The organism is Collimonas fungivorans Ter331, assembly GCF_000221045.1.
Lineage (GTDB): Bacteria > Pseudomonadota > Gammaproteobacteria > Burkholderiales > Burkholderiaceae_D > Collimonas > Collimonas fungivorans_A.
In genome coordinates, this window is record NC_015856.1 from 3,856,405 (window position 1) to 3,879,571 (window position 23,167).

28 protein-coding genes are annotated in these 23,167 nt (G+C 60.6%); 23 read left to right on the plus strand and 5 right to left on the minus strand.

The window, feature by feature from the left end; genetic code table 11:
• Nucleotides 1-33: 33 nt before the first annotated feature.
• Nucleotides 34-1,107 carry a zinc-binding dehydrogenase gene (locus CFU_RS17030; RefSeq protein ID WP_014007273.1) on the plus strand — a complete coding sequence of 358 codons (1,074 nt, stop codon included), beginning with the start codon at nt 34-36 and terminating at the stop codon, nt 1,105-1,107.
• Between the two features lie 27 nt (nt 1,108-1,134).
• On the opposite strand, the gene CFU_RS17035 is transcribed toward CFU_RS17030, so the two are convergent.
• Nucleotides 1,135-1,527, minus strand: coding sequence for an SRPBCC domain-containing protein (locus CFU_RS17035; RefSeq protein ID WP_041742257.1), 393 nt, complete (start codon nt 1,525-1,527; stop codon nt 1,135-1,137).
• 143 nt (nt 1,528-1,670) lie between these two features.
• Nucleotides 1,671-1,895: a VF530 family DNA-binding protein gene (locus tag CFU_RS17040; RefSeq protein ID WP_014007275.1), complete on the minus strand. Its 225-nt coding sequence runs from the start codon at nt 1,893-1,895 to the stop codon at nt 1,671-1,673.
• A 621-nt stretch (nt 1,896-2,516) separates the two neighbouring features.
• Between CFU_RS17040 and CFU_RS17045 the strand changes: the two genes are divergently transcribed.
• The 11 genes from CFU_RS17045 (at nt 2,517) to CFU_RS17095 (ending at nt 12,182) form a co-directional block, all read left to right on the plus strand.
• Nucleotides 2,517-3,062 carry a glycoside hydrolase family 99-like domain-containing protein gene (locus tag CFU_RS17045; protein ID WP_014007276.1) on the plus strand — a complete coding sequence of 182 codons (546 nt, stop codon included), beginning with the start codon at nt 2,517-2,519 and terminating at the stop codon, nt 3,060-3,062.
• A 51-nt stretch (nt 3,063-3,113) separates the two neighbouring features.
• Entirely contained in the window at nt 3,114-3,671 is a 558-nt protein-coding gene (locus CFU_RS17050) for a hypothetical protein (RefSeq protein WP_041742258.1), read from the plus strand.
• A gap of 18 nt (nt 3,672-3,689) precedes the next feature.
• Nucleotides 3,690-4,472: a glycoside hydrolase family 99-like domain-containing protein gene (locus CFU_RS17055; RefSeq protein ID WP_041742259.1), complete on the plus strand. Its 783-nt coding sequence runs from the start codon at nt 3,690-3,692 to the stop codon at nt 4,470-4,472.
• Nucleotides 4,469-5,026, plus strand: coding sequence for a glycoside hydrolase family 99-like domain-containing protein (locus CFU_RS17060; RefSeq protein ID WP_014007278.1), 558 nt, complete (start codon nt 4,469-4,471; stop codon nt 5,024-5,026). Before CFU_RS17055 ends, CFU_RS17060 begins: the two co-directional genes overlap by 4 nt.
• A gap of 62 nt (nt 5,027-5,088) precedes the next feature.
• A complete protein-coding gene (locus tag CFU_RS23410) occupies nt 5,089-5,772 on the plus strand; it encodes a hypothetical protein (RefSeq protein ID WP_148264870.1) in 684 nt (227 codons plus the stop codon).
• Complete coding sequence (locus CFU_RS17070) at nt 5,762-6,526, plus strand: glycoside hydrolase family 99-like domain-containing protein (RefSeq protein ID WP_190275169.1); 765 nt, start codon at nt 5,762-5,764, stop codon at nt 6,524-6,526. The genes CFU_RS23410 and CFU_RS17070 overlap by 11 nt, the downstream gene beginning before the upstream one ends.
• On the plus strand, nt 6,523-7,365 hold the full coding sequence (locus tag CFU_RS17075) for a formyltransferase family protein (protein ID WP_014007281.1): 843 nt from the start codon (nt 6,523-6,525) through the stop codon (nt 7,363-7,365). Before CFU_RS17070 ends, CFU_RS17075 begins: the two co-directional genes overlap by 4 nt.
• Nucleotides 7,362-8,522, plus strand: a complete 1,161-nt coding sequence (locus CFU_RS17080; protein ID WP_014007282.1) for a DegT/DnrJ/EryC1/StrS family aminotransferase — start codon at nt 7,362-7,364, stop codon at nt 8,520-8,522. Before CFU_RS17075 ends, CFU_RS17080 begins: the two co-directional genes overlap by 4 nt.
• A gap of 30 nt (nt 8,523-8,552) precedes the next feature.
• On the plus strand, nt 8,553-9,803 hold the full coding sequence (locus CFU_RS17085; protein WP_014007283.1) for a Mur ligase family protein: 1,251 nt from the start codon (nt 8,553-8,555) through the stop codon (nt 9,801-9,803).
• Nucleotides 9,800-10,522 (plus strand): DUF6071 family protein, encoded by a 723-nt coding sequence (locus CFU_RS17090; RefSeq protein ID WP_041742261.1) that lies wholly within the window; start codon nt 9,800-9,802, stop codon nt 10,520-10,522. Before CFU_RS17085 ends, CFU_RS17090 begins: the two co-directional genes overlap by 4 nt.
• A 112-nt stretch (nt 10,523-10,634) precedes the next feature.
• Nucleotides 10,635-12,182 carry a carbamoyltransferase family protein gene (locus CFU_RS17095; protein WP_041742262.1) on the plus strand — a complete coding sequence of 516 codons (1,548 nt, stop codon included), beginning with the start codon at nt 10,635-10,637 and terminating at the stop codon, nt 12,180-12,182.
• Nucleotides 12,183-12,204: 22 nt separating this feature from the next.
• On the opposite strand, the gene CFU_RS17100 is transcribed toward CFU_RS17095, so the two are convergent.
• Nucleotides 12,205-13,482 (minus strand): SGNH/GDSL hydrolase family protein, encoded by a 1,278-nt coding sequence (locus CFU_RS17100; RefSeq protein WP_202946125.1) that lies wholly within the window; start codon nt 13,480-13,482, stop codon nt 12,205-12,207.
• 386 nt (nt 13,483-13,868) lie between these two features.
• On the opposite strand from CFU_RS17100, the gene CFU_RS17105 reads away from it, so the two are divergent.
• The 9 genes from CFU_RS17105 (at nt 13,869) to CFU_RS17145 (ending at nt 20,331) form a co-directional block, all read left to right on the plus strand.
• The gene (locus CFU_RS17105) at nt 13,869-14,525 is read left to right on the plus strand and encodes a response regulator (protein ID WP_014007287.1); all 657 of its coding nucleotides are present in this window, start codon (nt 13,869-13,871) and stop codon (nt 14,523-14,525) included.
• Nucleotides 14,522-15,835 carry a sensor histidine kinase gene (locus CFU_RS17110; RefSeq protein WP_014007288.1) on the plus strand — a complete coding sequence of 438 codons (1,314 nt, stop codon included), beginning with the start codon at nt 14,522-14,524 and terminating at the stop codon, nt 15,833-15,835. The genes CFU_RS17105 and CFU_RS17110 overlap by 4 nt, the downstream gene beginning before the upstream one ends.
• Nucleotides 15,836-15,929: 94 nt before the next feature.
• The gene (locus CFU_RS17115) at nt 15,930-16,214 is read left to right on the plus strand and encodes a BrnT family toxin (RefSeq protein WP_425304676.1); all 285 of its coding nucleotides are present in this window, start codon (nt 15,930-15,932) and stop codon (nt 16,212-16,214) included.
• Nucleotides 16,198-16,470, plus strand: coding sequence for a BrnA antitoxin family protein (locus CFU_RS17120; protein WP_041742263.1), 273 nt, complete (start codon nt 16,198-16,200; stop codon nt 16,468-16,470). The genes CFU_RS17115 and CFU_RS17120 overlap by 17 nt, the downstream gene beginning before the upstream one ends.
• A gap of 107 nt (nt 16,471-16,577) precedes the next feature.
• A complete protein-coding gene (locus tag CFU_RS17125) occupies nt 16,578-18,059 on the plus strand; it encodes a DegQ family serine endoprotease (protein WP_041742264.1) in 1,482 nt (493 codons plus the stop codon).
• Between the two features lie 26 nt (nt 18,060-18,085).
• Nucleotides 18,086-18,388, plus strand: coding sequence for a hypothetical protein (locus tag CFU_RS17130; protein ID WP_041742265.1), 303 nt, complete (start codon nt 18,086-18,088; stop codon nt 18,386-18,388).
• A gap of 449 nt (nt 18,389-18,837) precedes the next feature.
• Nucleotides 18,838-19,263: a YciI family protein gene (locus CFU_RS17135; protein WP_041742266.1), complete on the plus strand. Its 426-nt coding sequence runs from the start codon at nt 18,838-18,840 to the stop codon at nt 19,261-19,263.
• Nucleotides 19,264-19,314: 51 nt separating this feature from the next.
• Entirely contained in the window at nt 19,315-19,839 is a 525-nt protein-coding gene (locus CFU_RS17140) for an SRPBCC family protein (protein WP_014007293.1), read from the plus strand.
• 81 nt (nt 19,840-19,920) lie between these two features.
• Nucleotides 19,921-20,331, plus strand: a complete 411-nt coding sequence (locus CFU_RS17145; protein WP_041742267.1) for a VOC family protein — start codon at nt 19,921-19,923, stop codon at nt 20,329-20,331.
• Between the two features lie 56 nt (nt 20,332-20,387).
• Here the strand turns inward: CFU_RS17145 and CFU_RS17150 are convergent, their stop codons facing one another.
• Both CFU_RS17150 and CFU_RS17155 read right to left on the minus strand, forming a co-directional pair.
• Nucleotides 20,388-20,615, minus strand: coding sequence for a hypothetical protein (locus CFU_RS17150; RefSeq protein ID WP_014007295.1), 228 nt, complete (start codon nt 20,613-20,615; stop codon nt 20,388-20,390).
• A 47-nt stretch (nt 20,616-20,662) separates the two neighbouring features.
• Nucleotides 20,663-21,139, minus strand: a complete 477-nt coding sequence (locus CFU_RS17155; RefSeq protein ID WP_014007296.1) for an Lrp/AsnC family transcriptional regulator — start codon at nt 21,137-21,139, stop codon at nt 20,663-20,665.
• Nucleotides 21,140-21,331: 192 nt separating this feature from the next.
• Between CFU_RS17155 and kynB the strand changes: the two genes are divergently transcribed.
• Together kynB and kynU are read left to right on the plus strand one after the other, a co-directional pair.
• On the plus strand, nt 21,332-21,928 hold the full coding sequence (kynB, locus tag CFU_RS17160; protein ID WP_014007297.1) for an arylformamidase: 597 nt from the start codon (nt 21,332-21,334) through the stop codon (nt 21,926-21,928).
• Nucleotides 21,925-23,166, plus strand: coding sequence for a kynureninase (gene kynU, locus CFU_RS17165; RefSeq protein WP_014007298.1), 1,242 nt, complete (start codon nt 21,925-21,927; stop codon nt 23,164-23,166). The genes kynB and kynU overlap by 4 nt, the downstream gene beginning before the upstream one ends.
• Nucleotide 23,167 lies beyond the last annotated feature (1 nt).

The window sequence follows — 23,167 nt, forward strand, 5'->3', positions numbered from 1 at the left end:
ATCGTTCAACCCGGAAACCAAAAGGAGTTCAACATGAAAGCATGGATGTTCAATCGCGCCGAACTGACGCTGGCGTTGCAAGAAACACCACAACCGGAGCTGCGTGCCGGCGCCGCGCTGGTGCGCATGGAAGCGGTGCCGCTGCTGAGTTATACCCGCAGTTACCTGAAGGGCGAATTGCCCTACGCCTATCCGCCCGGCACCTTCACGCCCGGCACCAACGGCATCGGTCGTATCACCGCCGTCGGCGCCGGCGTGCAGCAGTTCCGGCCGGGACAGCGGGTCGCCATCAATCCTTACTGGATCGCCAACGAAGCAGTAGCCGAACCGCCGCAAATCCTGATCGGCCTGACCGGCATCAGCCTGGACAGCGCGCAGATGCTCCAGGAATTCCCGCATGGCAGCCTGCGTGAAGTGGCCGACGTTCCGGCTTCCACCCTGCTGCCGCTGGATGGACTCGATCACCTGAGCAGCGAACGGCTGGCGGTGCTGGCGAAATTCGTGGTGCCGTTCGGCGGCCTGCGCCGCGGCCGCCTGGCCGCCGGTGAAACGGTGGCCATCAACGGCGCCGGCGGCTATTTTGGTTCGGCGGCGGTGCTGGCCGCACTGGCGCTGGGCGCGGCTAAAGTCATCGCGCTGGGACGCCGCCCCGAAGCGCTCCGCAAACTGGTGGAATTAGGCCGTGGCAGAGTGTTGCCGGTGCTGCTTTCGGGCGACAGCAGCGCCGATGCGGCAGCGATCCGGGCCGCGGCCGGCGGCGGCGTCGAGCTGGCTTTCGACATGGTCGGCAAGGCTGGCGACGCCCACAGCACGCTGGCGCTGCTGCGCAGCTTGCGGCGCGGCGGCCGGCTGGTGCTGATGGGGAGCATGCAAGTGCCCCTGCCGATACCTTACGGCGACATGCTGCTCAACAGTTGGGAACTGATCGGCCATTTCATGTATACGCCAGCCGACTACCTGGCGCTGCTGTCGCTGATCAGGGCCGGGCTGTTGTCGCTGGACGACATTGAAGTGAAAAGCTTCGCCTTCCCGGACCTGGAACAGGCCATGGACCATGCTGCCCAAATGCAGGGATTACAGGCGACAGTCACGCTTTTTGCGCAGTGAAATTGACGATCCGGCGCCGGCAATGGCTCAATTCGCGAGGAATTCACGCCATGGCTCGAAATATTTTTCGCGCCAGCCGAGCTTGACCTCTTCGTAATCCTGGTCCGGCACGTCCAGGTGCACCAGTTCAATCCGCCCGTGCTCGCCTTGCGGGTGGAACGACAGGATCAGGATCGAATCCGGATCGTCTTCGGCAAACGCCGGCGAGCGCCAGGTCTGGACAATCAGGCGCGGTTTGACCACCTGCAGCATGACGCCGGTCAGGGCGCCGTCGAAAGCCACGAACTCAGCCCCGGCTTGCGCAGCAATAGTGACCGGCAAGCCGGTGATCGCCTGGTGCAGCACCGGATCGACATACATGTCGAACAAAGCGTCGGGAGTAGCTTTCAAGACCACCGTTTTATAAATCACATTGCGCATGCTGGTTCTTCCTTCGATGCTGTGAATCAACAGGCGCCATGGCAAGCCGAGAGGTCCTGGCGCGGTAAAGAGTTTCCGAGACGGCTGCAAGTCGCCCGCAGTCACAGAGCCCATCGCAAAACTTTACCTTATTTTGCAAAAACTCATTTCATTGCACGCCGCATGCCGACATACAGGGCTTCCACTTTTTCGCGCGCCCATGCCGTCTTGCGCAAGAATGTCAGGCTGGACTTGATGCTCGGATCGGCCTTGAAGCAACGGATGTCTATCCTCTGTCCCAGGCCTTCCCAGCCGTAGTGAGCGACCAGCTCGGTCAGCATGGCCTCCAGCGTGACGCCGTGCAGGTGGTTCTGTGTGTGTTGTGTCATGAGCTTCTCGATCTACATTTCAAGCTGCTATTTTACGGGCTCGCCGGGCGATCCGGAAAAAAGGCTGCATACGTACTGCATCCGCCTCTTCATTCTCCTCCACAAATCCTAAAACAGTTTTTCGATGGGAAACCTGTCGAAAACTTTCAGTTCCTGACATGCATGGCGCAACTTTCCACCTGTTAAAAGTGACAGGTGTTTGTTGGAATGTGTTTTCGTAAAAAAATAATATTCCGGAATACTCGACACAGGACGATGCACTACCTAGCTATGAGATTTTTTAAAATCATTTTTTTTCATACGATTCATGCCAGATTATTTTTCAGAATATTCAACTACTCCTGGATCGAATCCAGCACGATGCAAAGTCAAAAAACTTGACTTACAGAAAGCAGAAGCTATGTTAAATAAACGTAGATTCGACGGACCGAAAACGACAAACTAGAAATTCCCGTCCCGTGCACGATGCGTTGCAAACGCACGTGTCCATGCACCTGAATCTCGCGGACCACGCCGAATACGCGCGGGTAGATAGCTCCAGTTAAATGTAGCAATGCGTGTGGCAAGGCGCGTGGCAATACGGGAGACGCTTGTGGGCAAGCCATTACCTCAGGATTTATCGTGAGCGCACTGTTCATCGCGTACGTCTATCCCGGCTGGCACGCGTCGTCGTTCCGTCCAGGTTTCGACGAGTGGAAACTGCTCGACCGCTTCCGGTCTTACTACGAGGGGCACGTGACGCCGCCCAGGCCGCAGGCCGGGTATTACGACGACTCCCGTCCCGAAACGGCCGAGGCAAGCATGCGCCAGGCGAGCGCCTACGGCATTGCCGGATTTTCCTATTTCGCTTACTACCGGCGCGGCGGATTTGTCCTCGACGCACCTGTCGATGCAGCATTCGCGCGCGCCACAACCGTATCTGCGTTTCAATTGTCGCTGACGCTTTGCCTGCGCTTGCCGCATCGCGCACTGCCGCTGCCGCTCGACTACCGCCACTGGCGCGATGCCCGCCAGGCGGCTGCCGAGCCCTGCCTGCAACCGGATATCGCCCGGCGCGCAGAGATCCCACGGCAGCATACTTTTAGCGAAGTCTCCGACCTCATCGGAGGTTCCGAACTGGAAGGCTTCTCGGTCGCATCATTCCTGCGAATGAAAAACTGCAGATAGCCGCTTATCCACCTCATGCGCCGATGACCGGCGAAAAAAGGGAGAAACATCATGTCCGACGACGGCGACTATGGCTCTTGGTTCCACCACGACTGGGTAGAAGACTTGATCGATGTCATCAGATCCTATGTGGTGGATCCGGTCGACATCACCTTCGGCCAGCTGCGCGAACTGGTCGGCGCGGTCACCGAGCTCGACGTAGCCGGCGGCAACGCCGGCAAAGTGACGCTGCGCGCACTGGAGGCCACCATCCGCAGCCACAATGCGACGTTCCTGCCGGTGTCTTCGGTATTCGGCATCGTCGAGCTGTGCAGCAAGCATGCGAAAGCCGCCCACGGCCGCAGTTCGGTGCTGGACAGCCTGACGATGAACCAGCTGGGCGCCATCATGCGGCCCCAGTTTGCGCGGCTGAAACTGGAAGACCTGGTCGGCGTCGCCAAGCTGGCATCGCGCCAGGCGCGCCATGTCGACGTCTTCGACCAGGTCACCGTGGAACTGCTGACGCATTCGCTCTCGCATTCTGCCTTGCGCGCATTTACGCTTGCCGAATTGCGAACCACCCTGGAAGGATTGGCGACATCGGGAGTCTTCGCGAAGAGCGAGAAGTAATTCCGTCCAGGCGCCGCCATGAATCGGGACAATCCGCACGAGCGGCTCGAACTGCTCGACTGGCAAAGCATGATTGCGTTATTCGAAGGATGGGCCGAGCGCTACTGCGCACATCCTTCGTATTTCCGCATCGGCGGCCGGCCGGTATGTTCGTTCCTGAACCTGGGCGATTTCGTGAACACCTATGGTCTGGATGGATTCCAGCTCATCATCCAGACCGCCCGCCAGATCATGCAAAGGCGCCTGGGGCAGGATCCTTTTGTCATCGGCGTGTTTGGCGAAGCCACCTTGAAGCACTGCGCGCTGGCGAACCTGACTTCGATCGACGGCACCACGGGCTACGGACTGCTGCCGGAATGGACCGGCCCGCCGGTGCAGCACTATGCCGAACTGATTCCGCGCAGGACCGCCGAATGGGCCATGGTGCAGCGTCATCTGCGGGTGCCGTTCTTTCCCGTCGTGTGCGCCGGCTGGGATGCAACCGTGCGCGGCGAATGGGCGGCGGACCTGCGCAACTGCCGCGGCTTTCCCTGGCGCCCGGTAGTCGACGGCGTCAACGCCGAACTGTTCGGCCACTTCGTCGATGCCGCGGTCGCTTTCAACCTTGCCCACCACCCGGAGCTCAATGTGGTCTATGTGCATGCATGGAACGAATGGACGGAATCTTCCGCGATCGAACCCAGCGACCGCTTCGGCGACCAGTTCCTGCGGCAGCTGGCGCAGCGGACGCGCCCGATGCCGCTCGAACCGACTCCGAACCTGCCCTTGAATGGCGCTAACCACCGGGACATATCGACATGAAACAACCTACACAGTTCATCGCCTATGTCTATCCTGGCTGGCACGCCAATGCATTCCGCGGCGATTTTGACGAATGGACCCTGTTTGACAAGTTCTCGCCCTATTTTGACGGGCACCAGATGCCGTCGCGCCCTGCAGCCGGATTCTATGACGACAGCCAGCAGTCATGTTCAAGACGGCAGGTGCAGGAAGCCGCTGACGCCGGCATCAATGGCTTCACCTATTTTTTTTATTACGGCAACGACGGTCCGATCATGGCCGAACCGCTTGGCGCTGCCCTCGATGCAGCGGCCGCAGCCGACACTGTAGCTGATACCGCATTCGAGGTAGGAACAACCTGGTGCCTACGCCTGCCCCACACAAATTTTCCCATTCCACTGGTTTCCGACGGCATGGGAATCAGCATCGACAGGATTACAGGCAAGGCCGCGCCGGACGGCGAATTCACCATCGGTGAGCTGGGCCGGGTGCTGGGACCGAATTGCCTTGACCAGCTTTCGCTCAGCGCAGCAATGCGGCTGACGCAAATCGGGCCCAGGCAGAAAAAGAAATAACCGGCCACTTTGTGCGGGAAGGAAAGACCAGGCGCAGCGATATCGAAGAAAACGAGGCTTCCATGCTAAATCACCTGATCGTGAAGTACGACATAGAGCGCTATCCTTTTGCGCGCATCGTCGCCAGCCACTTGAAATGCTCGAACCTCGCCGCCATCCATCATGTCCATCAATATCCGAGATTCGACTGCGCCATTGAGCAGTCCACCGAGCTGCACCATCGGCTGTATGCGATCGGCAAGGAATTCTTCGATGTCTACGGCCGCTTCATCAGGGACCAGATCGCGCCGATGATCGGCGACGAAATCGTGTACCAGGCGCGGCCGAACTTCCGCTTCCAGCTGCCCGGAAACGTCGCCGTATCCGGCTTCCATCGCGACCGGGACAACCATCATCACACTGCCGAAATCAATTTCTGGGTGCCGCTCACGCCGGTCTCGGAGCATACCGCCGTATGGATCGAATCGAGCGAAGGGAAACAGGATTTCCATCCCTATGTGGCCCAGTACGGCGAGATCCTGGTGTTCGACGGTGCCAACCTCATGCATGGCAATGTCGTCAACGAAAGCCAGGTCACCCGCTTCAGTTTCGATTTCCGCGCAGTGCCGGCGCGCCTGTTCGAGAACACCGGCATGCGCAGCGTAAACACGGAAGTCCCGATGTCTGTCGGCGGCTATTTTGCGCCGCTCGATCTTGCGCCTGCCCGCGATATCGCTGCATCGGATGCGGCCTGCCATGTCGACTAACCCGGCGACCAGGAATCCGCAGCCGCTGCGCCCTGTCATCCAGCGCTCGGGCCGGTTGAGCATCGGCGCCGTCGACGGTTTTCTCGACGACTGGATCGCCCGGTTTGCTTCGCGCCGGGCGTTTCTCCGGATTGACGGCCGCCCGGTGCTGTCGCTGCTCAACGTTACCGATTTCGACAAGCTCTATGGGACGGACGGCTTCCTGTTCCTGCTGCAGTACATCCGCCGCAAGCTGATCTCCCATTTCGGCGTGAATCCCTTTCTGATCGGCGTCTTTCCGCTGATCGACGAATACCACACCAGAATTCTCCAGCGCTTGCCGGTAGACGCCGTCACCGGGTACGGCATGCTGCCCGACTGGGAAGGGCCGCCGGTGCAATGGTACGGCGAACTGATACCCAAGCGGGTGGCCGAATGGCATCGGCTCCAGCAGCGGCTCAGCATCCCGTTCCTGCCGGTGGTCTGCGCCGGCTGGGACGCCACGCTGCGCGGTGCGCCGGTCGCCGACATCCGGCAAGTGCGAGGTTTCCCCTGGCGGCCGATCGTGGCCGGCGTCACGCCCCAGCTGTTCGGCCGCTTCCTGGACGAAGCGATTGCCTTCAACCAGCGCTGGCACCCGGCCCACCGCGTGGTTTTCCTGCACGCCTACAACGAATGGACCGAGGCTTCGGCTATCGAGCCCAGCGAACGGTTTGGCTCGGGCTTCCTGGAGCAGATTCACGCCAGGTCCAGGCAGCTGGAAGGAGCGTTATGAAACTGCTAATCGCCGGCAAGAGTTTCATCGGCTGCCACAGCTTGCGCCATGCCAGCGACATGCGGGCGCTGGGTATAACCGGCTATACGCTGCTGGCGCTGCCCAATGCCGGCGGTGACACTGCCTGGGAACCGTCAATGCGCCGCACTGCGCGCCAGCTTGGCGTCGATATCGTCGACGACATCGCCGCTGCCGGCCTCAGCGGCAGCGATATATTCCTGTCGGTCGAATACGATCGCAAAGTCCGCATCGAGGATTTGGGCGGCGCCCGCGCCTACAATCTCCACCTGGCGGCGCTGCCTGGCTATCGCGGCTGCCTCAACAGCACCTGGCCGCTGCGCAATGGCGAATCTACCGCGGCCGCCACGCTGCACCAGCTGACCGACAAAATAGACGCGGGACCGGTGATCGCCGTTCGCCGATTCCAGATTTCAGCGTTTCATAGCGCCTTCGATTTGTATCTCCTCCTGCAACGCCATGGGTTCGAACTGGTGAAGGAACAATTCGCCGCCATGCTCACCGCCGATCACGTCCTGCAGCCGCAAGCTGCCGGCCAGGCGGCTTTTTATGCGCGAGGCTCGATCGATTTCCAGTCCCTGGACGTCGGTGATTTCGAGCGGCCGGCGCGTGTTGTCGATGGCTGGGTGCGCTCCCTGATTTTTCCGCCGCATCAGCTTCCCCGATTCGGCGGACGCGCCATCTGTGCCTGCGAATGCATTGCGCTGCCGCGCAGGAAGCAGCACCGGCCGGGAGAGGTAGCCGCCGGCAGCGGCAGCCACGCAGTGATCGCCTGCGGAGATGGTTATGTGCGCTTCGAATTCGAGGGAGGCTTGCAATGAACATCGCTTCGGCAAAGATCGTCATGCCGGCAGAGGATATCGACGAAATCACGCGAAACATCCGCCTCATTCTCGAAAGCGGGCGGCTTATCCTCGGGCCTTACACCGAGGCCTTCGAACACGCTCTGTCAAGCATGCATGGCGGCGCGCACGCAATCGCCGTCAGCAACGGTACCGGTGCGCTGGAAATCATCCTGCGCGCGCTGGGCGTGCAGGGCAGACAGGTAGTGGTTCCTGCCAATACCTTTTTTGCGACAGCCGCAGCAGCGCTGCATGCCGGCGCCACCCTGCGCTTTGCCGACGTCGGCGCGCAGACCATGATGCTTACCCTGGCGAGCGTCGAACGCGCGGTGACGGCCGATACCGCAGCGGTGGTCATGGTGCATATCGGCGGCGCCATTTCGCCAGAACTGGATGCGATCAAAGCGTTTTGCGAAGCGCGCGGCATATATCTGGCTGAAGATGCGGCGCACGCCCTGGGATCGACCTATCAAGGACGGGCGGCAGGAACGCTCGGCGCAGCAGGCTCATTCTCGTTCTATCCGACCAAGATCGTCACTTGCGGCGAAGGCGGCGCGATCATCACGCACGATGCAGCGATTGCGCGCGAAGCCGTCATTCACCGCGACCAGGGCAAACAGGCTTTTTCCGAGAATTGCCACATCCGGCTCGGCTATAACTGGCGCCTGAGCGAAATTCATGCGGCGGTTGGACTGGTCCAGCTACGGCGGCTGCAGCAGTTCATCACGGCAAAACGCGCCGTTGCCGCAAGATACGACCAGCGCATCGCTGTCCTCGACGGCGTCACGCCGGTCCCGGAAGGCGCCGGCGTACGTTCGAATTACCATAAATATGTTGTGCTGCTCGATGCCGGCTGCGACAGGGCGATGCTGCGCTCCATGATGCAGGAAACGGCTGGCATCCAGCTTGGAACCGGCGTCTACGATGTGCCGCTGCATCTGCAGCCGGTTTTTTCGGGCATGGACAATACCGGCCTGCAGGTAGCGGAAGACGTTTGCGCCCGCCACGTCTGCCTGCCGATTCATTCCGACATGACATTTGCGGACGCCGACCGCGTCATTACCGCGCTGGCCGCCTGCCTGGCCCGCTTGCGCAAAACCGCGGCGCCGCTTGTCCACGAAGGCGATCTGCAATGAAAACGCAGGCTTCCCACACCGCAGCGCGCCATGGATAGGCATGCTGCGCTGCCTCGCATGCGCCCTCCTGCGCCGCCCCTATGGAGCGATTGCCTGCTGACGGTCGGCGTCACCGGGACCAACGGCAAGACTTCGACTACCGGCATGGTGGCAAACGCGCTTGGCTGCCTGCAACAGCCGGTGGCTCGCATCACCAGCATCGGCGCCTATGTCGGCAGCGAGCACATGAACGTGCCGCGCAGCTACGCCGGCCTGGTCGAGACGATGCGCGCGGTCTTGCAGCGTGGCGGCCATTACGCCGCGCTTGAGCTGGCCAGCTGGTCGTTGGCCCAGGGTTTCATGCAAGCGTGGCCGTGCCAGGTTGGCGTCTTTACCAACCTTACCCCCGAACATATGGATATCCACGGCTCGATGGAAAACTACCTGGCCGCCAAGACCCAGCTGTTCATCAACCTGCCGGAAGCGGGGATCGCCGTGCTCAATGGCTGCGACCCGGCGTCAGAAGTTATCGCAGCCGTCACGCCGCCTGGAACGCGGATCATTTATTACGGTACGGCGTCGCGCGGCCGGCCGCGGCACGCGCTGGACATTATCGCGGACGAGGTTGCCGTGAGCTGGACCGGCACCCGCCTGCGCTTGTCGGCAGCAGCCGGCCTCGGTGCAGTGCCGGTGAAACTGACGCTGCGGGCGATTGGTGAAATTTACGCGGAAAATGCGCTAGCCGCACTGGCTGCAGCCATCGGCGCTGGTGTCCCGGCGCAGCAGGCGGCCGATGCCATTGCGGCAACCGCGCCGCCGCCGGGCCGCTTTGAAATACTCGGGCAATCACCATGGATCGTGCTGGACTATGCCCACACGCCCGATGCCATCTGCCGTACGCTTTCCACGGCGCGCCAGTTGAGCCACGGCTGCATCTCGATCGTCTTCGGCGCCGGCGGCGACCGCGACCGGCCCAAGCGGAAGCTGATGGGACAGGCGGCAATGGCGGCCGACCGCGTGTTCCTTACCAGCGACAATCCGCGCAACGAAGATCCGCTGGCCATCATCGAAGATATCCGGCTTGGACTGCAAGGACATCGGGACATCAGTGTCAATCCCGATCGCAGGCAGGCCATCATCGCAGCGCTTGCAGCGGCCTCGGGCGACGATGTCGTCATCCTCGCCGGCCGCGGCCCGGAGACGCACCAATGCGTACGGGCGGCCTGGCACCCCATGTGCGACGCCGATATCGTCCGGGAGATCATCGGCGGCGAACCGGTGGTTCACGAAGGATGGACATGACGGCTCCCAAAAAAATACTGCTGGTCAACGGCTGCAGCCACACCGCGGGATCGGAAATCGATACGCTTGGCGTGGCGCCGCACGGGTATTCGCCGGAAAAGGCATTCGGCGCCCATCTTGCCAATGCAATGGGTTGCGACGATTACGTCAACATTGCAATGCCCGGGGGTTCCAACGAACGGATCACGCGCACCACGATCGACTGGATAGGCAAATACCATAAGCCCGCGGACCAGCTGTTCGTGGTGATCATGTGGACCGGCCGCGACCGCTTCGAACTTTACGACGACCGCAACCGGATCTGGCTCAGCCTGTGTCCGGGCGTAGAACGCTCCAGGTGGTTCGCCGACTTCACTTATGCGGTCCAGCAATACTTCAAGTTCCACATGCTGGTGCGCACCAGCGATGTCCAGACTTACTCGCGGCTCTGGGCCGAAGTCATCATGATGCAGAGCTACCTGAAGATCAACCACATCAACTACATGTTCTGCAACGCCTACCAGGGCCTTCCCGAAACCCTGGACTATGCCGGCTTCCGCAGCCAGGTCGATCTTGCCGCCTACTACCAGCCATTCGAAGACAGCACCGGTTTTGTGCAGATCCTGACGCAGCAGGGATTCAAGACGCGCGCCGGCGACAACGTGCATTTTGGCGAAGACGGGCATCGTTATTGGGCCGGCGTCTTGCACGCCTTTATTCAAGACAGGAGACTGGCATGATCAACTATCTCAAGCAGCTGCTGCAGCGCTGGAGCACCGCGCGCGCGTACAAGAAAAAAATGCGCGCCATCAGGAAACGCGATCCCTATATTTACAAATAACGGCCGCCGCCATGATTTCCTGGGGCATCTCTGCCCGCAGCCATGACGCGGCATTGGCGGTATTCGCCGACGGAACGCTGGTGTTTGCAGGGCATGCGGAACGCTATTCAAAAATCAAGAACGACAGCGAACTTGCTCCCGGCCTGGTTGCGGACGCGCTCGCCTATGGCGAACCGGGACAGATCGTCTGGTACGAGCGCCCCTGGCTGAAAAAAACCAGGCAGATGCTGGCAGGACAATGGCAGGAAATCCGGAAGACCGAAAACATCGCTCGCTACCTGTCCAGATACCTGACCTCTCGCCCCATTTCATTCACCGGCCATCACCTGAGCCACGCGGCGGCAGGATATTACACATCGCCTTTCCGCGATGCGACGATCATTGTGCTGGACGCCATCGGCGAATGGCAAACCTATACCATCTGGGAAGCCACGGGAACCCAGCTCAAGCTCCGCTTCAGCCAGCGCTACCCGCATTCGGTCGGCCTCTGGTACTCCGCCATGACCCAGCGCTGCGGCTTCAAGCCGAACGAAGAAGAGTACATCCTGATGGGCCTGTCGGCCTTCGGCGATCCGCTGAAATATTACGACAGGATCAAGGCCGATTTTTTTGTGTGGCAGCAGGGCCACCCGTCGATTCGGCTGCGCCATAACCTGCATCGCGGCTGCAGATGGTGGGCGCCGGAGGTGACGGATGTGGAAAACATCGCCGCCGCGACCCAAAGGATCTATGAGGACATCCTGCTGCACGCATCGCGCTTTGCATGCAAGACCCTGCCGAGCAGGAACCTGGTGCTGATGGGCGGCTGCGCCCTCAACTGCGTAGCCAACCGGCGCCTGGCGGACAGCGGCGACTGGGGTGACATATGGGTGATGCCCTGTCCCGGCGATGCCGGCAGCAGCATCGGCTGTGTGCTGGCGACCATGCAGGAATTCGTGCACTGGCCCGGACCGTTTCTCGGGCACAGGATCGACGGCGCCTATCCCGTCGCACCGGCCTTGCGGCGCCTGACGGCCGGCGAAGTGGTCGGCATCGCCAACGGCCGGGCCGAGTTCGGCCCGCGTGCGCTGGGCAACCGCAGCCTGCTGGCTGATCCACGGATTGCCGACAGCCAGTCGAAGGTCAACGCCATCAAGCAGCGGGAGCGCTTCAGGCCGTTCGCGCCCGCCATCATCGTTGAAATGGCCACAGATTATTTCGACATGGGTGTGCCGTCCAGCCCCTACATGCAATTTACCGCCAGGTGCAGGCAGCCTGAACAGTTTCCAGGCATTGTCCACGTCGACGGCACCTCGCGCGTGCAGACCGTGACGGCCACGGACAATCCCGGATTCTACGCATTGCTGCGGGAATTCCACCACGCCACGGGCTGTCCCATGCTGCTCAATACCAGCCTGAATGTGAAAGGTGAACCGCTCGTCAACGATAGGCACGATGCTGCGCGCTTTGCCATTACCTATGGCGTGCCGGTGTTCTGCGATGGAACAGAAGAAAAGCCGGGGCCGCCGGTAACGGCAACCCGGTCGGACCCGACTCTTCTCTTTTCATACAACCCCTAAGACCGCGCCAGGATCGCCGGCGTTACTGCCCTGCCTTGTAAAAAGCCGTCACCGCATCGGCCAGCAGCTTGTGCGTATGCGTGGTCGGATGCAGCGTGTCCCAGAACACAAAACTGTCCGGATTGCTGCACTGTGATCGCGCGCTCTGCGTGCTCAGGTAGTTGGTGCTGGAATCGGTGTTGATGTTCAGGCAGGACTGGGTGGTATTGCTGACCTGGTATTTGGCCGGGTTGCTCAGCAGGTCGTTGAACAGCGCATAGCTGTCGAACAGGCGGATATGCAAACTTGAGCCGTATTGCGTCTGCAAGGAGGCGACCAGCGCCGCCAGCCGCGTGTTCAGGTCAACCACCTGCGCCGCAACAGCCGGGCCGTTGGTCTTGATGGTAAACACAGGCGCCTTGGATACATCGGGCAGCTTGAGCAGCAGGATATTCCTGGCGCCGGCCTGGATCAGGTTTTGCAAGGCCTGACTCTGGCCGCTGATCACCTGGTCGACCGTGCTGTTGTAGTTGACCAGGTCGTTGCCGCCTATGAGCATGGTAAACAAGGTGTTTTGCGGCTGGTAATTCTGCGCCTTCTGCATGTACTCGGTGTACGACTGCACTTGCTGGATCACGCCCGGAATCACCAGGTTCTGGGTGCTCACGCCGGCGCCGCCGATAGCCCAGTTGTACAAGGGAAGCTGCAGATTGTCGGCCAGGTATTCGACCCAGTTCTTGCCGTTGCTGAAGCGGCCCAGGAACCAGCTGCCGGAATTGGGCAGCTTCCATTGCGAGGCGTTGTAGACGTTCTGGGTATCGGACAAGCTGTCGCCGAACGCGACGATCTTGTTGATGCCGCCCTGGACCACGCTGTCGTTGGTCCACACGGTGTAGTTGAACGACAGCGCATTGTCGGCGGCCGCCACCATCGCCACCGGCTGGCTGATGCCTTTGGCGCTTAGCGTACTTTGGCATACCGATTGCAGCGTGTTCTGCGTGACATCGCTGTAGAACATGTTTTCCCAATTGAGCAGGCCGCCGGCCCACCAGTAGCCGTTGATGCGGTAATAATCGCCGCTGGACGGATCGAGCCCCCAGACGTAGGTGGTGGTCGGCTTGGTCGGGTTGCTGCCGGTGCGGTACCAGCAGCGCAAATAAGTGTAGGTGCTGGTGCTGGCCGCCGCGGTCGCAGCCATGCTGCGCGCGGCAGGCTTTTGCGCCTGCTGCTTCAGCAACTGCTCTTTGGAGAGCGGGCCGGACGACGATAGCCGGTGGGTATAAGCAGGATCGGGTTTTGCATCGGATTGGACTTCTGCCACGGCTAGATTCGAACACAAAGCACAAAGTAAAAACAGAGTTTTCATTATGGATTTCCTTGTCGTCTCGTTAGTCTCTGGATCACGGGAACAGCGCTGCCATCGATAGCAAATTGCCATCATTGATATGGCCGCGACAATATTGACACAAGGAAACAATATCCAGGTGACATTAAGATGACGGCGGGTCCTTTCCGATGATTACCTCTAATTCCGGGTTACCCACAGAAAGGACAGTCCTGTTGATAACGCCCATGTGTTTTAGCTATGTGCCTGATATGTATAGGTTTTTCATCACTGCACAAAGTTGCCCCGCAGCGCTTTAAGAATCGTTTAATTCAATCCGGCTAAACTGTCACGATTTCCGCTGTTTCTAAGGAGCCGGTCCCATGCGTTTGCTGTTGGTGGAAGACGATCTGATGGTAGGCGAAGCCGTGCGCAAGGGATTGCGCCAGGACGGGTTCGCGGTCGACTGGGTGCAGGACGGCGCCGCGGCGCTCAGCGCGCTGGCGCAGGAAGACTACCAGCTGCTGCTGCTCGATCTCGGCCTGCCGAAAAAGAACGGCCTGGAAGTGCTGAAATCGCTGCGCGCCGGCGGCAACCGCATCCCGGTCCTGATCATGACCGCGCGCGACGCCATCTCGGACCGGGTCGCCGGCCTCGACGGCGGCGCCGACGATTACCTGGTCAAGCCGTTCGACCTGGAAGAACTGGCGGCGCGCATCCGCGCCCTGCTGCGGCGCCAGTCGGGACGCGCCGAACCGTTGATCGAACTGGGCCAGCTGACGCTCAACCCGGCCACCCATGAAGTATTGCTGGAAGGCCGCCAGGTGAACCTGTCGGCGCGCGAATTCGCCCTGCTGCGCGCCTTCCTCGATCGCCCCGGCGTAGTGCTGTCGCGCGCCCAGCTGGAAGAAAAAATGTACGGCTGGGACGACAGCATCGAAAGCAATGCGGTGGAGGTCTATATCCATGCCTTGCGCAAAAAACTCGGCAGCAACTTCATCAAGAATGTGCGCGGCATCGGTTACATGGTGGCCAAATGAAATCGGCGCCGTCGATACGCAGGAGCTTGCTGCTGTGGCTGGCGCTCGGCCTGAGCGGCGCCATCCTGGTGGCCGGCATCGCCCTGTATTTCCAGGCGCGCGGCGAAGCCAACGAACTGTTCGATTATCAGATGCGGCAGATCGTCGCGTCCCTGCCGCGCCAGGCGTTTTCACCGATGACAGAGAATGGCGACGGCGGCCCCGAGCTGGACGACCAGATCATGATCCAGATCTGGGACAACACCGGCGTCGTCATCTACCACTCGCATGGGCAGGCCAGCCTGCCGCCGCAAGCCGAGCTCGGATTCACCAACGTCCGCCAGAGCAATGGCCTGTGGCGCGTCTACAGCGCGCAGATCGGCAATACCGTGGTGCAGATCGCGCAGCCGCAAAGCGCGCGCAACCAGATCGCCGCGCAGATGGCGGTCAAGACCGTCACTCCCCTGCTGCTGCTGTTTCCGCTGCTGGGCCTGCTGATCTGGGTCGCCGTCAGCCGCGGGCTGGCGCCGATCAGACGCGCTGCGATGGAGGTCCAGGCGCGTGACATGCATGCCTTGTCGCCGATCCCCGACGCCACGCTGCCAGGAGAAATCCAGCCCTTGACTCAAGCCCTCAATGATTTGCTGGCGCGCCTGGGACAATCGATCAAGGCGCAACGCGCCTTCGTCGCCGACGCCGCGCATGAGCTGCGCACGCCGCTGACCGCCCTGCGCCTGCAAGTCCAGCTGGCGGAACGCGCCGCCGGCGAAGGCGAGCGGCAAGCGGCTTTCGGCGACCTGAAACAAGGGCTGGAACGCGCCACCCACTTGTTGCAGCAACTGCTGACGCTGGCGCGCCAGGAGCCTGGCGCCTTCGATCAGGCCCATGCCGAACTCGACTTGCGCGCACTGCTGCACAGCGTGATCGGCGACTTCGCCCTGACCGCCCACGAACGCCAGGTCGATCTCGGCATCAGTACGGAGATGCCTGCCAGCGTGACCGGCAACGCCGACGCCTTGCGCATCCTGTTCAACAACCTGATCGACAACGCCTTGCAATACAGCCCTGCCGGCGGCACCATCGACGTCTCGCTGGCCGCCGGCGCCGCCGGCGTCACCGTAACGGTGCAAGACGGCGGCCCCGGCATTCCCGAGGCCGACCTGGCACGCGTATTCGATCGCTTCTACCGCGCCGCCGACAGCCAGTCGCAGACACGCGGCAGCGGCCTCGGCCTAGCGATCGTCAAGCAGATCGCCGATGCCCACCAGGCCAGCGTCAGCCTGCAAAATACCGGGCATGGGCTGCGCGCCAGCGTACGTTTCAACGCCTGAGCAACTCTTTAAGTTATTGCTCAAATGCTCTCATAAATGATATTTATTTAACAATTTAAACTACAATAATGTAACTACATATTTGGAGTTACAATTGTTTGCATGGGATGAGGCCAAAAACGAGAGTAACCGGCGCAAACATGGCGTCAGTTTCGAGGCTGCGACACTTGTCTTTGACGACCCTTTGCATCTCACCAGGCAAGATCGTGTCGAAAACAACGAGCAACGATGGCAGACCATCGGCATGGTCAGCGGCGTCACCTTGTTGTTGGTTGCCCATACCTGGCACGAAGCAGAAAGCGGTTCGGAACATATCCGCATCATCTCCGCGCGACGCGCGACAAAGCTGGAAAGGAAAATCTATGAACAAGGTACCTGAATCTATCCGCAAAGAACTGGCGGCATTGGCAGCCAAGCCAGAGAGCGATATCGATTTCTCCGACCTCCCGGCCACCACCAAACAGGACTGGCAAGGCGCAGTCCGCGGGAAATTCTATCGCCCCGTCAAACAACAGCTGACTGTACGCATTGACGCCGATGTCGTGGAGTGGCTCAAGGAAGAAGGAAAAGGTTACCAAAGCCGCATGAACGATATCTTGCGGACAGCCATGCTGGACAAGGTTCGTCACCGTTAGATTGATCCGTGATCTGAAACAAGCGTCTGGTTTGCTGTTTAAGTTTGCTTTAATTTTTCGTATTTATGCTGTGTGCTAGTTCTAATCCATCTGCAAAGGAGCACAGCATGAGTCGTCAAACCCGTCAAACCTTTATCCGCAGCGCCATTGCCATCGCCGTCCTGGTGGTGGCCGGCGGCACCTACCTGCATTCGAAGAATGGCGATATCGGCATCGACAACGCCAATGCAGCGATCGTCGCCCCCGCCCCCGTGGTAAGCAATACCGCGCCGGCAGTTGCGGTGGCCACCGATTTTTCCGGCATCGTCGAACGCGCCGGGCCGGCCGTGGTGAATATCAGCGTCACCGGCAAGGCGAAGCAGAGTGCGGTGTCCGACCAGGACGATGAACTCGATCCGAACGATCCTTTCTCCCAATTCTTCAAACGCTTCGGCCCGCAGCTGCAAATCCCGCGCCATCCGCAAATCATGCGCGGAGAAGGCTCCGGCTTCATCATCAGCGCCGACGGCCTGATCCTGACCAACGCCCACGTGGTCGAGGGCGCCTCGGAAGTCACGGTCAAGCTGACCGACCGCCGCGAATTCAGGGCCAAGGTATTGGGCTCCGACAAACAGAGCGACATCGCCGTGATACGGATAGACGCCAAGAACCTGCCGATCGTGCAGATCGGCAATCCGGCGCTGACCAGGGTCGGCGAACCGGTGCTGGCGATAGGCTCGCCTTACGGTTTTGAAAATACCGCCACCGCCGGCATCGTCAGCGCCAAGTCGCGCTCCTTGCCGGACGATACCTATGTGCCGTTCATCCAGACCGACGTCGCCGTCAATCCCGGCAACTCGGGCGGTCCGCTGTTCAATATCAAAGGCGAAGTGATCGGCATCAATTCGCAGATCTACAGCCAGACCGGCGGCTACCAAGGCCTGTCGTTTGCGATTCCCATCGATGTCGCCACCAAGGTCGAGCAGCAGCTGGTCAAGCACGGCAAGGTCACGCGCAGCCATCTCGGCGTCAGCGTGCAAGAGGTGAACCAGGCGCTGGCCGAATCGTTCGGCCTAAAGAGCGCCGCCGGCGCGCTGGTCAGCTCGGTCGACAAGGGCAGTCCGGCCGACAAGGGCGGCCTGCAGACCGGCGATGTGATCCTGCGCTTCAACGGCCAGCCGATCAGCCATTCTTCCGACCTGCCGAGCCTGGTGGCCGACACCGCGCCGGGCACCGCCAGCACGATTGAAGTGGTGCGCAACGGCCAGCCCAAGACGCTGACCGTCAAGCCGACCGAAGCAGAAGCGGTGAAAACCGCCAGCAACGACGAAGGCGCCGGTTCGCAGGCGCGGCTGGGACTGGCGCTGCGCCAGCTCAGCCCGGACGAACAGCAACAGGTAGGGATCCATGGCGGGCTGGTGGTGGAAGATGCTTCCGGACCGTCGGCGCTGGCCGGCATCCAGCGCGGCGACGTGATCCTGTCGCTCAACGGCAAGCCGGTCAACAGCGTTGAGCAGTTGCGCCAGCTGGTGAGCAAGGCCGGCAAGAACGTGGCGCTGCTGGTGCAGCGTGACAAGGACAAGATCTTCGTCCCGCTCAACCTGGGCTGACGCCTCAACCGCAGGATGTGGAAACGATGATCAAGCTGGCCAACAACAATCTGTCGCAGCACATCCTGCCCTCTTCCGCCACGATGATCGGCGTCTGCATCACCGCGCTGTCGATCATCAAGCTGGCCAGGTTCAGCGGACTGGCGCTTTGGCTGGGCCACCTGCTGGCGCTCAACAGCCTGGTGTTCCTGACCAGCGGCGTGCTGTCGTACGCCTCCATGCGTTCCAGCCGCAGCATGCGCCTGGAACAATACGCCGACATCGCCTTCATCTTTGGCCTGATCCTGCTCAGCCTGTCCACCGTCTTCATGGCGGTGGTGATTGATTGAATTTTCATTCCCCTCGAAGTTACCCACAGAAACTGTGGACAGTCCTGTTGATAACTCCAGCGAGTTTTATCTATGTGGTTGATCTATATGGATTTTTCAGGCCTGCTCATTGTTGTGCGGACAGTGCCGCTGAAACGGGAGCGGATGTAGGCGTCTGCGCCGGAATCGCCGCACCATAAAAATATCCAGCCTGAACGAACGCTCGGTTTGAGGCCCATGTCGAACCTGCCTAAGCATGATTGTGCTTCAATGTCCGGTGCGGCAGCTTCTGCCTGGGAGGGGATATTGCAATTTAGATAATCAGAATCCGTTCCGTCAAATATAATTCAAAAAAAATCTGCAAGCTGTCGATCTGGCGATTTCCCGCTCGACTAGTTAGCAGATCCGGGAGTTAATTGCATGCAGTCGGCAGCCCGGCACTTACCCTGAAACCAAACGGAGATATTACGATGCGATTCATGATCATACGCAAAGCAGACAAGGATACCGAAGCCGGCACCATGCCCAGCACAGAGCTGATCGCCGCCATGATGAAATACAACGAAGAACTGGTGCAAGCCGGCGTCATGCTGGCCGGCGAAGGACTGCAGCCAAGCACCAAGGGTGCTCGCATCAGCTTTGCGGGCGGCAAGCCGACCGTGTTCGACGGCCCCTTCGCCGAAACCAAGGAACTGATCGCCGGGTTTACCATGATCCAGGTGAAGTCGAAACAGGAAGCCATCGAATGGGTCAAGCGCTGGCCCGCCCTGGATGGCAACGGCGCCGTCGAGCTCGAACTGCGCCAGGTATTCGAGGCGGAAGATTTCGGCGCCGAGTTCACGCCGGAACTCAGGGAAACCGAAGAACGCTTGCGCCGCCAGAGTTCAGGCGCCTAAGCTGCCTGCGCAGTTCGCACCGCCATTACAACGCCATCAGGAGATAAAGTAATGATCAAGACCATCGCCATCGTTATCGTCGTCGCACTGGCCGCCACCCTCGGCTATGCGGCGACCCGGCCCGATACTTTCCGCGTCCAGCGCACGATCTCGATCAAGGCGCCGCCGGAAAAGATCCTGGCGCAGGTCAACAACTTCCACGACTGGAGCGGCTGGTCGCCTTACGAAAAAATGGATCCGGCGATGAAACGGACTTTCAGCGGCGCCGCCAGCGGCCCGGGCGCGGTGTATGCCTGGGACGGCAACGGCGACGCCGGCGCCGGACGCATGGAGATCAAGGAAGCGTCACCGTCGAAAACCGTCATCAAGCTCGATTTCAGCAAACCGTTTGAAGCCAGCAATGTCGCTGAGTTCAGCGTCGACACCCAGGGCGACAGCAGCAACGTCACCTGGGCCATGTATGGACCCGCGCCTTATATCAGCAAGGTGATGGGCTTGTTTTTCAATATGGACAGCATGATCGGCAAGGATTTCGAAGCCGGGCTTGCCAACCTGAAGACCGTCGCCGAGAAATAAACGACGGTCACCCTGGCGTCACGCACACAAGCAGGCGTGACGCTGTTTTCATTATCCATCGCAGGAACAGAGGAGATCAACATGCTATTGAATGCCTACCTGAATTTCAACGGCCAGTGCGACGCCGCCTTCAAGTTCTATCAGCAAGTCCTGGGCGGGAAAATCGCCTTCAGGCTGACCAACAAAGAAACGCCGATGGCAGAACAGACGCCGCCTGACCGGCAAGACAAGATCGCGCACATCCGCCTGGAACTGGATGGCGGCGTCTTGATGGGCTCGGATTGCCCGCCCGATTATTTCGAAAAAATGCAAGGCATGGTGTTGTCGATCAACGTCGACACGATTGCGGACGGCGCCCGCATCTTCAATGCCCTGGCAAAAAACGGCACGGTCAAGATGCCTTACGAGAAAACCTTCTGGGCCGCCAGTTTCGGCATGCTGGAAGACCAGTTCGGCACGCCGTGGATGGTCAATTGCGAGAAAGACGGCTAAGCAACGGTTGCCGCACAGGCGCGCCGCCATCCTCGTAAGGATGGCGGCGCGCCGGATCAGGACAGCGGCAGCTTGACCGCCGTCACGCGGTCTATGAAAAATTCGCCGTCGACGCACTTGCGGTGCGGCACGCCGGCCACCTTGAATCCCGGTCCGCCCTGCGCCACCCAGATTTTGGCGACCGTGTCGAAATCTTCCAACTCCAGCCCGAGCAGCGGCGCCGACAGCACGAATTGCGCGCCCTCTTTTTGTCTTGCCAGAACTTCTTCAATCGTCTTTGCCATGGTGTCAATCTGATGTCTCGGGTTAATCGTTATCCGCGCGCGGCGCCTCAGCCATCGCGCAGCAATTCGCGCGGCAGCTCGTAGGTTTCCTTGATCGCCTGCAGCACGATATTGGAGCGGATATCCTGCACGCCCGGTATTTTATATAACTTCTCCAGTACAAAAGCGGAATAGTGCTTCAGGTTGCGCGCCTTCACCCGCAGCAGGTAGTTGGCGTCGCCGGTGATGATGTAGGAACCGACCACTTCCGGGTAATCCTGCAGCACCTGCATGAAGTTCTCGTGCCAGCTCTCGACATCGCGCCGCATCGTCACCTGCACGAACACATCCAGCTCCAACCCCAGTTTTTCCGGGCTCAGCACGGCGCTGTAGCGGCTGATGATGCCAGCCTCTTCCAGGATGCGGACGCGGCGCAGGCAGGATGAAGGCGACAGGAACACCTGCTCCGCCAGGTCCTGGTTGCTGATGCGGCCATTCTGCTGCAGCAGCGTCAGGATGTTCAAATCGATAGTATCGAGTTGCATTGAAATTATCTTTCAATATTAGTCAATTAGTCTTCATTTTATTCTAATTAATATTGAAATCGACTATTAATTTCGTATAAAAATTCCGGCCAGCTCATCTAAAATAATTGTTCGGATTCAGCACCGGGGAACGCCATCGCCACTTCAAAACCTATCTGGGATATCAGCCCAGCCCTGTCCGCACGGATCCCCGTGTGGCCGGGCGACACCGCCTTTAGCGCACAAGCCACCTGGGAAATCGGCGACGGCTGCCCGGTGCATGTCAGCCGGATCACGCTTTCCACCCATACCGGCGCCCACTGCGATGCGCCCAGCCATTACGATGCACAGGGCCTGTCTATCGACCAGGTCGCCCTGGATGCCTATATCGGCCCCTGCCGCGTGATCCATTGCATAGGCGTTGCGCTGGTCATGCCGCAGCACATTGCCCATGCCTTGGCCGACATCCCGCCGCGCGTGCTGCTGCGCACTTACGCCAGCGCGCCGCAACAGCAATGGGATCCGGCGTTTGCAGCGGTAGCGCCGCAAACCATCGCACTGCTGGCGCAACACGGGGTGCGCCTGGTCGGCATCGATACGCCGTCGCTCGATCCGCAGGAATCCAAGACCATGCTGGCGCACCACGCCGTCAGGCAGCACGGCATGGCGATACTGGAAGGCATCGTGCTCGATGCGATAGACGCCGGCGACTATGAACTGATTGCCCTGCCGCTGCGCCTGGCCGGCATGGACGCCAGTCCGGTGCGGGCGGTTTTGCGTCCTCTTTCACCTTCAGGAACACTCTCATGACAAACAGTAGCCGTGCAGCTTGCCAAGCCCTGGACGCAGACGATCCGCTGGCGCCGCTGCGAACCTGGTTCGACCTGCCGCCAGGCATGATTTACCTGGACGGCAATTCGCTCGGCGCGCGCCCGCACGCAGCGCTGCAGCGCGCGCAACAAGTGATCCAGCAGGAATGGGGACACGACCTGATCCGCAGCTGGAACAAGGCCGGCTGGTTCGACCTGCCGAGCCGGCTGGGCAACAAGCTGGCGCCGCTGATCGGCGCCGGCGAGAACGAAGTGGTGGTCACCGATTCCACTTCCATCAACCTGTTCAAGCTGCTGGCCGGCGCCTTGCAGATCCAGGCCGCCAGCCGCAAGGTGATCGTCACCGAACGCGACAATTTCCCGACCGACATCTACATGGCGCAAGGCCTTACCGAATGGCTGGACCGCGGCTACCGCATCCACCTGATCGACACGCCGCAAGAACTCACCACGGCGGTAAACGCGGAAACCGCAGTCCTCATGCTGACCCACGTCAACTACCGCAGCGGCCACCTGCACGACATGCAGGCCGTCACCCAAGCCGCGCAAGAACAAGGTGCGCTAGTGCTGTGGGACCTGGCGCATTCGGCCGGCGCCGTGCCGATCGACCTGCATGCGGCAAATGCCGACTTTGCCGTCGGCTGCACCTACAAATACCTCAACGGCGGTCCCGGCGCGCCGGCCTTCGCCTGGATCGCGCCGCGCCACCACGCGCAGTTCCGGCAACCGCTGAGCGGCTGGTGGAGCCACCAGGCGCCGTTCACCATGCAACCCGCCTTTGCGCCCGGCGAAGGCATACGCCGCGCACTGTGCGGCACCCAGCCGGTCATATCGCTGGCGATGGTGGAATGCGGGCTCGACGTCTTCGCTCAAACCGACATGCACGCCTTGCGCCGCAAATCGCTGGCGCTGACCGACCTGTTCATCGCCCTGGTCGAAAGCCGCTGCGCCGGCCTCGGCCTGGCGCTGGTGACGCCGCGCCCGCATGCGCAACGCGGCAGCCACGTCAGTTTCACCCACGTGCACGGCTACGCCGTCATGCGCGAGCTGATCGCGCACGGCGTCATCGGCGATTACCGCGAACCGCAGGTGATGCGCTTCGGCTTCACGCCGCTGTATACGCAGTTCACCGATGTCTGGGATGCCGTCAGCATCCTGCGCCGGATCCTGGCCGACCAGGACTATGAAATCGATGCGCGGCAGGAAGCTGTCACCTAAT